This window comes from Streptomyces sp. NPDC088553 (assembly GCF_044752965.1).
Classification (GTDB): Bacteria; Actinomycetota; Actinomycetes; order Streptomycetales; family Streptomycetaceae; genus Streptomyces.
The window spans coordinates 135,850-148,665 of the sequence record NZ_JBIVMG010000001.1; the positions used below are offsets into that span (position 1 = coordinate 135,850).

The following is a 12,816-nucleotide window of genomic DNA, read 5'->3' on the forward strand; positions in this document are numbered from 1 at the left end:
ACGGGGCCTGGCCCTCGGCGGCCGGGCTACGGGATCAGGCTTCACCGGTGGTCACCGGTGGTGGCAGTCCCAGTGGCCCTTCACCCAGTGGTGCTCCCAGTGGGCGGGGACGTAGACCCACTTGTACTGGCGGTCGTGGCTCCAGTAGCCCTTGTGCCAGTCACCGTGCTTGTCGTGATGGCCGGGGTGCCACGTCTTGTGGTGGGTCCACTTCTTCTCCCAGTGGCCCTTCACCCACTTCTTCTCCCAGTGCCCCTTCTTCCACTCGCACCGGTCGTGGTGGTCGTGACTGTCACCGGCCACGACCGTCGAGACGGACGTGGGCGCGGGTGCCGCGGTTGCCGTGCCGGACATGCCGAGCGCGGTCCCGCCGGCCAGCAGTCCCGCCGCCGCGGCACTCGCCACCAGACGACGGACGCGCATGGACGCGGTCATCGGACGCACCTCCCTCGATGGATCGACTTCCGTGAGCACGTCGAGTGATGCCGTGGGTTCGAACGGCCGACTCGCCGTGCGGGGTCATCAGGGATTCGGAGCCGAGCCTCCTGCGGATGAAGAAGCGCCCGGAAACGTGTGCATCGGATCGGACGGCCACCGGGCAGACGACCACCGCCGTGGGATCGGGCCGCGGCTGCGAGCCCGAGAAGGACCCGGAGACAGCGGATGCTCTCGCCGTCGATGCGTCATCCGCGCTCGGGGCGGCTACGAATCCCTCACACAGGTGGTCCCCGTCTCCAGGGAGCGATCATGACCATCACCGCATCACCCTCGGCGTCCAGCGTGACGCGCCTCGTCGTGGCCCTGCCCTGGGGCCCGCGGAGTCCGGCCGTCGCCCGTCGCATCGCGGTCCGATGGCTGGAAGCGGCCGAATGCGGCCGAACGGCTGACGCCGTCCTGGTCGTGTCCGAGCTGGTCACCAATGCCGTCCGTCACACCCGCGGCCCTTGCCTCCTGACTCTGACCGAGGACGGCGAGTCCTTGGACATCGCGGTCACCGACCACAGCGAGGAGATGCCCGACCTCCACCGGCCCGCGGGCCGCGACCAGCGAGGCGGCTTCGGTCTGGAGATCATGCGCCACCTCGGACACTCCCTCCGGGTGGTCCCCCGCATCGGCGGCAAGACCGTACATGTCGCACTACGGCTCCACACCCCGGCCCACGACCGCCGGAGGCCGCCGTGACGGCCCCCGAGCCCCGGGCCGGACTCACCCGGCCGGCGCGGCCGCCCGGCGCGACCGCGCCTCAGGCGGCAGAGTCGGACACGTCGGGCCACACCGAGCAGGGCGACCCGGCGCCGCACGCCCGGGCGACCGACCACCAGAGGCACGACGGGGGAAGACCATTGCCTCACGCACCCGAACCCAGCGCCCACCTCGACACGCTCCTGCTCCGGGCTGCGAACGGTGACCGGGACGCGTTCGCCGGCGTCTACGACGCACTGGCCCAGCCGGTGATGGGGCTGGCCTGCCGGATCCTTCGGGACGCCGGCCAGGCCGAGGAGGTGACGCAGGACGTCATGATCGAGGTGTGGCGGACGGCGGACCGTTTCCGGCCCGACCTCGGAACGGCGAAAGCCTGGGTGCTCACCCTCGCCCACCGGCGCGCCGTGGACCGGGTCCGTTCCGTCCAGGCGAGCAAGGACCGCGAGGTGCGCGCTGGGATGCTGTCGGCGGACCGGGACTTCGACCAGGTCGCCGAGACCGTCGAAAGCCTCGACGAGCGGCGCCGTGTCCACCGCTGCCTGGCGGCCCTGGCCCGCCTCCAGCGAGTGCCGCTGGTCCTCGCCTACTACCAGGGCATGACCTGTCTTGAGGTGGCGCGCTCGCTGTCCACCCCCGAGGGGACGGTGAAGTCCCGCATGCGCAAGGGCCTCGATCAGCTGCGCGCCTGTCTGGAGGCCGGATCATGACGACGTCAGAGGATCCGCACCTCAGTGCCGCGGCGTACGTCCTGCACGCGCTGCCGCCCGCGGAGGAAGCCGCATTCGAGAATCACCTCGCCGGCTGCGGGGCCTGCCGCCAGGACGTCACCACGTTCGAGAGAACCGCCGCCCGGCTAGCCTCCGCCGAGACCGCCCCGGTACCCGAGGAGCTGCGGGTGCGTGTCATGGAGCAGGTGGCCCGCACCCCGCAGGACCGGCGGCGACACCCCGCCCGTCCCCGTGGCGGACCGCTCCGCCGGAACGGATTGCGTCTCGCGCTCGCCGCGAGCGTGGCGGCGGCGGCCGCGCTCGGCGCTGTCGCCGTACGGGAGCACGAGGAGGCCGGGGAGGCGCGCGCCCGGGCAGCCCAGGCGCAGGAGCAGGCCCGCGCCGCAGGCGGCGCCTTCGCGGACATCCTCACCGCCCCCGACGCCACCGTGCACACGAGTGAGCTGGCCGACGGGGCCGAGGCGGCGGTCGTCGTGTCCCGGGCGGAAGCCAAGGCCGCGTTCACCGCCCGCGACCTCCCGGCGCTGCCGAGCGGCACGGTGTACGAACTCTGGTACGCCGGCGAGGCCGGTGACCTGCGCCCGGCAGGCCTTCTGGACGACACCGGCGACCGAGCCGCGCGCGTTCTCGACGGCCCCCTGGGCAACGCGGTCGCCGTCGGCATCACCGTCGAACCAGCGGGGGGCTCCGACCAGCCGACCACCGAGCCCCTCGGCATCATCCCCATCAGCACCAAGGCCTAGCCCCACGCCGGGCCTCCGGAACTCAGAGACTCGCTCGAACACCGCCTGCCACGCCGTCGGACCGGCCATGGGGCCTTCACCTCGTACAGCCCTTGGCCCCGCCAGGGAAACCGCCCCGTCGATCGCCACAAGGGCAGGTACCTTCGCCGCATGTGTCTCTACGCCGAAAAGCCCTACAAGCTGCACTACGCGTGCGTGCCCTGCCGCGTCGCCTTCAAGCGACACCCCGGGGCCGACGAGCACCCCTGCCCCTGGTGCTCCGAGCCGATGGTCTGTGCCGGCCATGACTTCGCGGCGCCACGGCGCCGGGACACCAGGGCGTGGACCGTCGTGGCAGCCGTGCTGGACGCCGGGCTGCGTTACGAGGGCCGCGACACCTGCGGCTGCGGCAAGGACCCCAAGTCTCGCCCCCGTACTCGGGCCCAGGTGCGGGCACTTCGCATCGAGGCGGCACGCACCGGAACATCCCTCGCCGAGGTGCTGGGACGCTGAGAATCTTCCATGTGCCCGCGGCACCGCCGTCAGGGTCGTGCGTCAATGTACGGCGGCGTCGGGGAGGGTTCGTGTTCGACGAGTTCGGCTGCGAGCCAGGCCTGCGGGACGTCGCCCGGTACGGGGCGCGGCCCGCGCAGGAAGGCTTCACCGCCTGCGGTCTGGAATGGGGCGAACGTCTGCCGGCCGCCCTCCCGCCGCACTGCTGCCAGGCCGTCTCCGAGGTGGCGAGCCACTGCGCCAAAGAGTGGGAGCGCCTCGCCGGCCTCCTACAGCAAGGCGAGCGACACCTCGCGAACTGACGGCCGCTCGGGGGCTGCACGCTGCCGGGCGGGCTCCGGACCAGCACCCTCGGACGCACTCCCTCGCCAAGGCCGAGATCTACCCCCAGATCTGGGACTCGCCTGCCTCGCTGGAGTGGGCCGACGACCTGTTCACTCCCCTGACAGCGTTCTTCCAGGACGCCGCGTCCGCCGGACACGCGATGCTGATCTGGATCGACTGATTCGCCCAGGCAGTCGGAGAGCCAAGGGCGAAGTCACGGGCGATCAGCGGGGCGGGGCGGGGGAAGTCTCAGGCTCCGATGCCGACGGAGGAGACGTAGGCGTAGGCGTTGTAGTCGGAGTCGAGGTCGCTGATGACGTCGTCCCAGATCTCGTCCACGAGGGCCTCGTTCCGGGTGGCCCAGGCGTCGACGAGGTCGCCCCAGATGTAGCGGACGGTGATGGACCGCTGGTTGAGGGTGGGGCGGGACCGCTCGGCGGGGACCTGGCTCTGGTCGACGGGGTAGATCTCCATCCGGCGGCCCCGGCCGTCGTTGTCCAGGTGCCGCTTGAGCCAGCCTGATCGGATCAGGTTGTCGCGTCGGCGCGACCAGTAGGCGCTGTCGATGCGTTCGCGGTTCGCGGGTGTCGGGGTGATCTTTCCCTTGTCGCGCATCCAGGCACGGATCGTACGGGCGGAAACGCCTTGCTCCTTCAGCGCGGTGCGGCCGGCGGCGCTGTCGAGGTAGCGCAGGCGGGCGGCGAGTCCGCGCCGAGAGGTGATGGGCGAGGCGACACCGGAGGCATAGACGATCCGGTTCAGCTCCACGATCAGGGCCTGGCCGCCCTTCACCCCGTGGGCGTTGAACTTCCCGATGTCGCCCCACCGGGCCCACAGGTCCGGCGATCCCGGCATCAGCTCCTACCCCCCAGGGTGTAGGTGGACTTTTCCTTGACCTGGGCCAGGTCCCGGCCTTCAGGGAAGACTGATCGCCAGTCGCCCACGACGTGGAGCTCATCGGTGCCGGAGATTTCCACGATCTGAAGTCCTGCCTTGTGCGCCTTGTGGGCCTTCATCCACAGATTGGCGAACGCCTTCGCGCGAATGATGTGCATCCAGTCCGGGCGGCGGATTTCACGATTCGCGCTGGACTCACCGATGGTCGACACGAACTTAGAATACATGGCCTTTACGTAGCTCACTGACAGTTCGTCGCCGTCCGCAAGGGCGTTCTTCCGTGATTCGGCCAGCGCACGGCGAAGCTTTTCCAGCAGTGCTTCGGAGGCACCGGAGACCAGCGAGCGGTGGATCACGGGGGCATCGGCGAGGCCTTGCCGCGCACAGTCGAGCAGGAGGCGGAGCGTGGACTCGCTCACCCACAACTCCCCCGGCTCCATCCGGTTGCCCAGCGGGTTGGGGAGATCGCTGTGTTCCCAGGCGGGTGGGGTGATGAGGTGGACGCCGGCTTTCCTCGCGTCGTGAGCGCCGCTGGTGTCCTCGCGGAGTTGTCCGATCGGCAGCCAGCACTTGAGCGCGGACAAGTAGGCCGCGTTCATGTCCAGCGCGGTCACCTCGATGGATTCGCCGCGCTTCGCCGCGGCCAGTAGTCCCGCGTTGCGCCATTTCGGGCGGCCCTCCCAGATGTCGTCCGCGCCCTTCTGGGACTTCTTCCGCAAGATTTCCTGCGTGGGAGGGAATTCCGAATGCTCGTAGCGGCCGCCCACCCGGGAGGCTTTGAAGAGTGCCATCACATCCGGAATCGCGGCCTTGATCAACGCGCCCTGTGCGACCGCGACGTCGCCGCCGTACTCGGCCAGCACTTCCTCCACCCGGCCGGTGATCTGTTCCATCAGCGTCCCGGAGGCGTATCCGGGCGCGTTCCGCCGCGTGGCGGACGGCGCCTCGGGTGCGACCGGCGCCGGATCGGTGGGCGCCGGCGGGGCGGGCGCCGGTGGGGCCGGCGAATCGACGGGGGCCGGGACGGTCGGATCTGCGGAGGCGGGTTCCTCCGCGGCTGCGGCCTGAGTGGTGGTCTGCGGCGGCTTGTTCGTCGCGGCGATCGCCGCCGCGCACTCCTCGGCACTCAAGTGCTGCGGGAATCCGTCGAGTTCGACGTGAGCCGGCTGCCCGCACAGTACGCACAGGCCCACCTGTCGCGCGGGGGCGGCGGGCGGGGACATGGGTTGTACCGGTGACACGGGTGGCACGGGGATTGCCTCGCCCAAGGAACCGGCGGGGCCGCCGAGGTCGACGGAGTCGGCGGGGAGCGGTACCCCGGCGACAGAGGCCAACGGCTGCATGCCGGCCTGCTGAAGACTGGGCGTCACGCCATGCAGGACACCGACCGCGTGAGTCGGCCCGGCCAGCAGATCGAGCACGTGCAGACGATAGTGAGCCGCAAGCAGATCGACGTCCTCCAGCGACCAATGCTGACGACCTGACTGCTTACGGGACACCTGCGCCTGCGCCTGCCCGATACCGGCCGCCAGATCGCCCTGCCGCTCACCGGTCCTGGCCATCAGCGCAGCGACCGTCAGCCTCAGGATCTCCTCCACACCCATCACAGCTCCGAACCTAGCATTCCGAATACTGAAACCGTATACGGAATGCGCTAACGACATCCCTGTTCCTCAGGCGTGGGCGCGCCGACAGCCCGGGGCCACGGCCGCAGCGCTTGGTGAGCTGGTGTGCCTCTACGCGAGGTCCCGGTGGCAGTTGGTGTGCCACCGCCAGGAGGCCCACACCTCGTCACCGAGGCAGATGGATCCGCACAGGACGGGTACTGCTCTCGGGTTCACGCTTGCTGCTGGGCGCGAACGCTTTCGCGGTCCGGGCTGGTCGCCATGGTCGCCGACGGGGCGGTGCGGGGCCAGGTCCAGGCGTACCGCAGGATGAGGGCGAGAACGATCACTTCCAGTGCGACGCCAAGCCCGTAGAAGTACGTCCAGGACTCGCCCACCGCGTTGAACGCCGCGAAGGGGACCTGTACTGCGGCCACGATGAGGTTCGTGACGCGGTTCGCCCGGGCGGGCAGCGTCATCGACAGCACGACCATGAGGATCGGGATCGCCATGAGCGCGAGGAAGGCGGTCAACAACGTCTGGCTGATGTCGAACTCCCAGACGACACCGCCCTCGATGTCATCGATGACGCCGGGCTTGAAGAAGGCGAGAATGTCCACGTAGACGTACAGGAACATGAAGCTTGTCCACGCTGCGGCGAGCTTGACTCTCACCGGGATCCGCGGGTCTTCCAGTGCGGTGGTGGTGGGTTGACGTGTTCTCATCGTGGGCTCCGTTGCTGTGGTGAGGATCGGTAGGTCCACGGTCGCTGAGCCCGGCGGCGGCCACATCGGCGTCGAGGCCGGACCCGCCTCGGCCGTTGGAAGGGGCGGCGTCTCGTTCTTTCGGTCGGTCCCCGACGCCTCGGCGGTCCCTAGACTGGGTGGGTGACCACCAACGCCCTGAGTTCGCTGTGGGCCGAGCCCCGCGCCACGGACGCTCCCGAACGGGTGTCGCGCGACTGGGTGCTGGTCGGCGTGTTGATGGTGACGGCGCTGCTCGAGGGAGTCCTCCGGGACGATGTCGCCTGGCGGCCGTTCGCGACGATCGTGGCGGTCGGACTTGCGCCGGTGCTGCTGTGGCGGCGCACCCACCCGTTGGCCTGTGTCGTGGTGGCCTTCGGCACCGTGATGGCGTTGGGACTGGCGAGCCTGCTGGGCGGGGCCCCGAGCGTGGGCCTCGACACGATGATCTACATCCTGGTGCTCGTCTACGCGCTGGTCCGCTGGGGCTCAGGGCGCGAGATCGTGATCGGCCTGGCGGTGGTGGCGGTCGCTGCGGTAATCGGTACGGTCGCCGACTACACCGGGCCGGCCGACGTCATCGGCGGGTTCGCCATCCTGGCGGCGGCGGCGGACGGAGCGGCGTTCCGCTACCGCGCCGAGAGCTGGCGCCGGGCGTTGGCCCAGAGCCGCAGCGAGGAGCGGGTCGGCCTCGCGCGCGAGCTGCACGACATGGTCGCCCACCACGTCTCGGCGATCGTCGTGCAGGCGCAGGCGGGCCGGGCGATGGCCGGGCAGCGACCTGAAGCGGCGCTCGAGGCGCTGGCGGTCATCGAAGGGGAAGCGTCGCGGACGCTCGCGGAGATGCGGGTGATGGTCCGGGTGCTGCGCGACGGAGCGCCGGCGGAGTACGCCCCCCAGCCCGGCGTCGCCGACCTGGTGTCCCTCGCCCGACGCGCCCCGGTCCCGGTCGTCGACGTAGAGTTGCCGGATGACCTGGACGAACTTCCGCCCCAGGTCGACTCGGCGGTCTACCGGCTGGCGCAAGAGGCGCTGACCAACGCCCTGCGGCACGCCCGCAACGCCTCGCGCGTGGAGATCCGAGTCGTCGGGGGCGAGGGAAGGCTGCGACTACGCGTGACCGACGACGGACAGATCGACCCGGCACGGTCGGTGAACCACGGCTTCGGGCTGCTGGGGATGAACGAGCGCGTGCAGCTGCTCGGCGGCACGCTGCGTGCCGGGCCGGCGCCCGAGGGCGGGTGGACGGTCGACGCCGAACTGCCGACGAAGGTACGCCGATGACGGTGCGCGTGCTGGTGGCCGACGACCAAGATCTGGTGCGCACCGGCCTGTCGATGATCCTCGACGCGCAGCCCGACATCGAGGTCGTCGGCCAGGCCGCCGACGGCCACGCCGCCGTCGAGCTGGCGCATCGGCTCCGCCCCGACGTGTGCCTGGTCGACATCCAGATGCCCGGGCTCGACGGCATCGAGGTGACTGAGCTCCTCGCAGGGCGGGGCGTCCCGGACCCGATCGCGGTAGTGGTGATCACGACATTCGACCTCGACGAGTACATCCAGGGCGCGCTCCGGGCCGGCGCCCGAGGCTTTCTGCTCAAGGACGCCGGGCCGGAGCTGCTCGTCCAGGCCGTCCATGCCGCCGCCGTCGGCGATGCCCTGATCGCGCCGAACATCACCCGGCGGCTGCTGGCCACCCTCGCCGCCAGGGAACCGTCGAGCCGACGGACCCAACCGATCGAGCCGCTCACCGAACGCGAGGAGGAGGTGCTGACGCTGGTCGCCCGTGGCCGCACGAACGCCGAGATCGCCGCCGAGCTATTCATCGGCTTGACGACCGCCAAGACCCACGTCGCCAGTCTGCTGACCAAGATCGGCGCCCGAAACAGGGTCGAGATCGCGATGTGGGCGTACGACACCGGCCGGGTGGGGGACTGATCGGCCATGTAGGCGTTGGCCTCGGCCTCCGGCGCGGCGGCCGGCATCCGCCGCACGCCCTTCCGGACGATCTCCGGTTGAACGGATTGCGCCGGTCGGCGCCGTGCCGGTCTCCGTGGTCGTCACGTCAACGCCGGTTTGGATCGCTCCCGCGTCCCGGGTGGTCCCTTCCCCTCCTGGCGGGGTTCATCGCGGGAGCCGCCCCGCGGTCGGTGCTTTCTGTGTGTCGTCAGACGACGCGGAGGATGCTCTTGCCTTGGGTTGTGCCCTCGGCGAGGTGCTGCACGGCCGTGGCCAGGTCTCCGAGGGCGTACTCGGTGGTGATGTTCATGCGGACCGTGCCGTCGGCGACGAGGTCCAGTACGCGGCGGGTGCTGTCGGCGATCCGCTCGGGGTGGGTCCGGCTGAGCAGGTTGCCGTTGTAGGTCACGAGTGACTTGCCGTGCATGAGGAGGTCGTTGGCGTTGGCGAGGACGGGTTCGTACGTGGCGAGGTTGCCGTATGCCACCAGCCGGCCGTGTGCCGCGAGCTGATCGAGGCCGGCGGTGCGGGTCGAGCCGCCGACCGGGTCGAGGATGACGTCGGGCTTCTCGTCGCCGAGCTTGGCCGGGAACTCCTCGCGGAGCAGGAGCCGGTCGTACCCGAACTGTGCGGCGTAGTCGGCCCTGTCGGCAGTGCTGACCACACCGGTGATCCGGCCTGCTCCGGCCAGTCGGGCGAACTGGACGGCGAGCGTGCCGACCGAGCCGGCGGCGGCGTGGATCAGCACGCTCTCGCCAGGCCGCACGTTCGCGGCGGTGTTGATCAGGTCGTAGGCGGTCGGTGCGCCCCACCCGAGACCTGCGGCTGTCCTCAGCGGCATGCCGCCGATGCCGAACGTGAGCGTGGCGGGCGCCAGGACCACTTCGGCGTAGGCACCGGAGGTAGTCAGCGCGGTGACGGCCTCACCGACACGGCGTGCGTCGACGCCCGCGCCGACCGCGACGATGTGCCCGGATGCCTCGAATCCCGGGACGAAGGGGCGAGGTACGGCGAACTGGCCGTCCCTGACCATGGTGTCGCCCCATTGGATCCCGGCGTAGGCCACACGGATCGCCACCTGGCCGGGGCCGGGGGTGGGCTCATCGAGTTCGGCCACTCGGTAGTGGTCGGCGGCGTCGAGAACGACAGCCTTCATGGTTACAGCCCCCTGTGTTGACTCAGTATCCTTACAGTCGAGAACGGTAGGCATATAAGGTTCCTGAGTCAACCCATGAACCTGTCAATGGAGTGGGAGTACGCGGTGGAAGCTCAGATCGAGAACGACCTCTGCACCCGAATCAGGCGGTCGGAGCAGGCGTTGATGGCGCACCACGAGGCAGTGCTGCGTGCCTACGGTCTGACCATGACGCAGTACACCGTCCTGTTGGTCCTCTCACGCGAAGGCGGCATGTCGGGCGCCCAAGTGGCCCGCGCCTGCGGCGTCACGCAGCAGAGCATGAGCAGCGTGCTGAGCAACATGGAGACCAAGGAACTCATCCGCCGCGAGACGTCCCCCGTGCACGCCAAGGTGCAGATCGCCACCCTCACCGATGAGGGCCAGGCGTTGCTGGACCGCGCCTACCAGGAGGTGATCGTCCTTGAGCACGCGCTCGAGGACGCGTTCACGCCCTCCGAACACGCCTCACTCTGCGCACTTCTGGAACGCGCCACCACCGTCCTGATCCAGCAGACGCGCCACGCGGCAGCCCCGCCCGCCGGCTGAGCCCGCGGCCGCCACACGCGCGGGCACCCCATCACTCGTACCCGCTCCGGAAGATCGGTCACCCCGCCCGCGACGCCTGCCTGTTCTGCCGTGCCCGTGGTGCTGAACGAACCCAGCCGGCGGTGATCGATGGTCCGGTCCGCCGCCGGTGGCCGTCCATGTGCCTCTGTCGATCCGACGGCCTGGTGACGAATGATGGAGCGGGACGAAGCCCAGCGGCTCGCGGTGGCGTGGAGCCTGGAGGAGCGGCATCTCTGGAGGAACCCGAACGCCTGACGAAGCTGCGGCACGTCCACGTCCGCGCGGCAGTCGACCCTGCCACGGAGCGCCGGCCCGGACCCGCCGGCTCGGCGGCCTGTTGTCTGAACGCCGGGCCCAGCTTCTGCTCCGGAGGCCGTGGCGCACGGATTTCTCGTCAGAGCACCTGGTGAGCGGGGCCGCCGGCGATGTGGGCGGTGAGCCGACGGAACGGCCGTACACTCGCTCCATGGGTCGCACGAGTTCGACGAGGCAGTGCCTGTGGCAGGCCGCCTCCGGAGTGCGTCCGGCCGTTGTCGACCCGGCCACCTCCGCTGACGTCGAGGCGCCGCCGACCCTCCGTATCGCGCTCCACGGCCACGGCTAGCGCCCCTCTCCCCCGGCGCGCCGCTCTCCGCGCCGTACGCCGGCCCCCTCCCGGGCCGAGCCCGCCCCCGCTCCACGTCACCACAGCAGCGTTCCGGCGTTCGCCCGGCGCTGCCGCCCGGCTACGGCCGCACGACCGGGCCGGGCCACCTCGAAGGGATCATTGTGAAGCTGAGCGCATTGCTGGCCGGGCAGGAGCACCAGGTACTCCAGGGAGACCCGCGCAGCACGCCGATCACCGCGGGGACGACCTTCGACGTGCATCGGGTGACGCCCGGTTGCCTGTTCGTCGCCGTGCCCGGACACCGGGAGGGCGGGCCCGGCTCCGTGGCGCCCGCGCTCGCTCGCGGAGCGGCCGCCGTGCTCGTCGACGGCACGGAACCGGCGCTCTCGGCGACGGTGTGGCCGCCGGGCACGTGCGTCGTGCGGGTGCCGGACACCCGCAGGGCGGCCGCGATCGTGACCTCCCGCTACTTCGGTGAACCGGGGCGGCAGATGGACGTGGTGGCGGTCACCGGCACCAACGGCAAGACATCGGTCTCGTACATGGTCGAGTCCGCCCTGCGGATCTCCGAGGGCGCGACGGTGGGCGTCATCGGGACGGCCGGCAGCCGGATCGGCGACGAGCTCATCCCGATGCCACGCACCGTGCTGACCACCCCGGAGTCGCCGGACCTGCAGTACCTCCTGGGGTGCATGCGCGACCGCGGGGTCGGCAGTGTGGTGCTCGAAGCCACGTCGATGGGCCTGCTGACACACCGGGTGGACCGTACGTTCATCGACGTCGGGGTGTTCACCAACCTGACCCAGGACCACCTCGACGACCACGGGACGATGGCGAACTACCGCGACGCCAAGCTCCGTCTCTTCCAGGGGCTCTGCCGGCACGCGGTGGTCAATGCCGACGATCCGGTGGGCGCCGGGATCGTGGCGATGATGCCGGGTGCGGTGACCACGTACGCCCTGGACCGGCCGGCGGACTACCGGGCGACCGATCTCGTCGTCAGCGCGTCCGGCACGCGGTTCACCCTGCACCACGGCGGCCGTACGTATCCGGCGTCGATCCCCGTCCCGGGGCGGTTCTCCGTGGCCAACGCCCTCGCCACCCTGGCCACCTGCCACGTCCTCGGACACGAGCTGGGCGACCTGGTGACCGCGCTCGACCGGATGCCGCCCGTCCCCGGCCGGTTCGAACGCTTCGAGACCCCGGAGGGTGCGTCCGTGATCGTGGACTACGCCCATTCCCCGGACTCCCTGGACAAGGTACTGACCACCCTCCGCGGCTACGCCCGGGGCAGGATCATCACCGTCTTCGGCTGCGGCGGCGACCGGGACGACACGAAGCGGGCCGACATGGGACGGATCGCCGGGACCCACTCCGACCTGTGCGTCCTCACCTCGGACAACCCGCGCAACGAGGACCCGCAGGCCATCCTGGACCAGATCGCCCCCGGCCTCGCCGCGACCGGTACGCCGTTCGAGCGGATCGCCGACCGTCGCGAGGCCATCGCGTTCGCACTGTCGGCGGCGAGCCCCGAGGACACCGTCCTGATCGCCGGCAAGGGCAGCGAGCCGCACCAGATCGTCGGCGAGGAACTGCTGCCCTTCAGCGACATGGCCACCGTGCGTGAACTCGCCTTCGGGCGGAGCCTGCGGGGCTCGTCCCACGTCAGCGTCTCGGGTGCGGACGCGAGCCGTGGAGGCGGCGCGGCGCCGGCCGGCTGATCCGGGCGTTCGCCAGGGGCTCGGTGGGTCGGCTCCGGTGCGGAGCGGAGCC

16 protein-coding genes are annotated in these 12,816 nt (G+C 70.6%); 11 read left to right on the forward strand and 5 right to left on the reverse strand.

The genetic code is table 11. The features are described from left to right. Positions 1 to 51: 51 nt before the first annotated feature. The gene (locus ACIP8Z_RS00655; RefSeq protein ID WP_319312829.1) at positions 52 to 435 is read right to left on the reverse strand and encodes a hypothetical protein; all 384 of its coding nucleotides are present in this window, start codon (positions 433 to 435) and stop codon (positions 52 to 54) included. A gap of 312 nt (positions 436 to 747) precedes the next feature. Here ACIP8Z_RS00655 and ACIP8Z_RS00660 point away from each other — a divergent pair, with 312 nt between their 5' ends. The 6 genes from ACIP8Z_RS00660 to ACIP8Z_RS00685 all read left to right on the forward strand — a co-directional run bounded on the left by ACIP8Z_RS00660 (position 748) and on the right by ACIP8Z_RS00685 (position 3,671). Then, positions 748 to 1,182, forward strand: a complete 435-nt coding sequence (locus ACIP8Z_RS00660) for an ATP-binding protein (RefSeq protein WP_402076948.1) — start codon at positions 748 to 750, stop codon at positions 1,180 to 1,182. Positions 1,183 to 1,343: 161 nt separating this feature from the next. Further along, positions 1,344 to 1,910 carry an ECF RNA polymerase sigma factor SigK gene (gene sigK, locus ACIP8Z_RS00665; RefSeq protein WP_402076950.1) on the forward strand — a complete coding sequence of 189 codons (567 nt, stop codon included), beginning with the start codon at positions 1,344 to 1,346 and terminating at the stop codon, positions 1,908 to 1,910. Continuing rightward, complete coding sequence (locus tag ACIP8Z_RS00670) at positions 1,907 to 2,674, forward strand: anti-sigma factor domain-containing protein (RefSeq protein WP_402076952.1); 768 nt, start codon at positions 1,907 to 1,909, stop codon at positions 2,672 to 2,674. The genes sigK and ACIP8Z_RS00670 overlap by 4 nt, the downstream gene beginning before the upstream one ends. Before the next feature lie 150 nt (positions 2,675 to 2,824). After that, positions 2,825 to 3,166: a hypothetical protein gene (locus ACIP8Z_RS00675; protein WP_402076955.1), complete on the forward strand. Its 342-nt coding sequence runs from the start codon at positions 2,825 to 2,827 to the stop codon at positions 3,164 to 3,166. 71 nt (positions 3,167 to 3,237) lie between these two features. Next, complete coding sequence (locus tag ACIP8Z_RS00680) at positions 3,238 to 3,468, forward strand: hypothetical protein (protein ID WP_402076957.1); 231 nt, start codon at positions 3,238 to 3,240, stop codon at positions 3,466 to 3,468. Continuing rightward, complete coding sequence (locus ACIP8Z_RS00685; RefSeq protein ID WP_402076958.1) at positions 3,414 to 3,671, forward strand: DUF1877 family protein; 258 nt, start codon at positions 3,414 to 3,416, stop codon at positions 3,669 to 3,671. The genes ACIP8Z_RS00680 and ACIP8Z_RS00685 overlap by 55 nt, the downstream gene beginning before the upstream one ends. Before the next feature lie 68 nt (positions 3,672 to 3,739). On the opposite strand, the gene ACIP8Z_RS00690 is transcribed toward ACIP8Z_RS00685, so the two are convergent. The 3 genes from ACIP8Z_RS00690 to ACIP8Z_RS00700 all read right to left on the reverse strand — a co-directional run bounded on the left by ACIP8Z_RS00690 (position 3,740) and on the right by ACIP8Z_RS00700 (position 6,716). Continuing rightward, positions 3,740 to 4,345, reverse strand: a complete 606-nt coding sequence (locus ACIP8Z_RS00690; protein ID WP_402076960.1) for a hypothetical protein — start codon at positions 4,343 to 4,345, stop codon at positions 3,740 to 3,742. Continuing rightward, positions 4,345 to 5,991 (reverse strand): acyltransferase, encoded by a 1,647-nt coding sequence (locus tag ACIP8Z_RS00695; RefSeq protein ID WP_402076962.1) that lies wholly within the window; start codon positions 5,989 to 5,991, stop codon positions 4,345 to 4,347. Before ACIP8Z_RS00695 ends, ACIP8Z_RS00690 begins: the two co-directional genes overlap by 1 nt. Before the next feature lie 233 nt (positions 5,992 to 6,224). Continuing rightward, on the reverse strand, positions 6,225 to 6,716 hold the full coding sequence (locus ACIP8Z_RS00700) for a DUF6326 family protein (RefSeq protein ID WP_402076964.1): 492 nt from the start codon (positions 6,714 to 6,716) through the stop codon (positions 6,225 to 6,227). A gap of 162 nt (positions 6,717 to 6,878) precedes the next feature. On the opposite strand from ACIP8Z_RS00700, the gene ACIP8Z_RS00705 reads away from it, so the two are divergent. Then, a complete protein-coding gene (locus tag ACIP8Z_RS00705; RefSeq protein WP_402076966.1) occupies positions 6,879 to 8,018 on the forward strand; it encodes a sensor histidine kinase in 1,140 nt (379 codons plus the stop codon). Next, positions 8,015 to 8,671 (forward strand): response regulator, encoded by a 657-nt coding sequence (locus ACIP8Z_RS00710; protein ID WP_402076969.1) that lies wholly within the window; start codon positions 8,015 to 8,017, stop codon positions 8,669 to 8,671. The genes ACIP8Z_RS00705 and ACIP8Z_RS00710 overlap by 4 nt, the downstream gene beginning before the upstream one ends. Positions 8,672 to 8,900: 229 nt before the next feature. On the opposite strand, the gene ACIP8Z_RS00715 is transcribed toward ACIP8Z_RS00710, so the two are convergent. After that, a complete protein-coding gene (locus ACIP8Z_RS00715; protein WP_402076972.1) occupies positions 8,901 to 9,848 on the reverse strand; it encodes a zinc-binding alcohol dehydrogenase family protein in 948 nt (315 codons plus the stop codon). Between the two features lie 75 nt (positions 9,849 to 9,923). Here ACIP8Z_RS00715 and ACIP8Z_RS00720 point away from each other — a divergent pair, with 75 nt between their 5' ends. The 3 genes from ACIP8Z_RS00720 to ACIP8Z_RS00730 all read left to right on the forward strand — a co-directional run bounded on the left by ACIP8Z_RS00720 (position 9,924) and on the right by ACIP8Z_RS00730 (position 12,764). Further along, positions 9,924 to 10,415 (forward strand): MarR family winged helix-turn-helix transcriptional regulator, encoded by a 492-nt coding sequence (locus ACIP8Z_RS00720; RefSeq protein WP_402076975.1) that lies wholly within the window; start codon positions 9,924 to 9,926, stop codon positions 10,413 to 10,415. A gap of 487 nt (positions 10,416 to 10,902) precedes the next feature. Next, on the forward strand, positions 10,903 to 11,040 hold the full coding sequence (locus ACIP8Z_RS00725; RefSeq protein ID WP_402076977.1) for a hypothetical protein: 138 nt from the start codon (positions 10,903 to 10,905) through the stop codon (positions 11,038 to 11,040). Between the two features lie 164 nt (positions 11,041 to 11,204). Continuing rightward, complete coding sequence (locus ACIP8Z_RS00730; RefSeq protein WP_402076980.1) at positions 11,205 to 12,764, forward strand: UDP-N-acetylmuramoyl-L-alanyl-D-glutamate--2,6-diaminopimelate ligase; 1,560 nt, start codon at positions 11,205 to 11,207, stop codon at positions 12,762 to 12,764. The last annotated feature ends 52 nt before the right edge of the window (positions 12,765 to 12,816 follow it).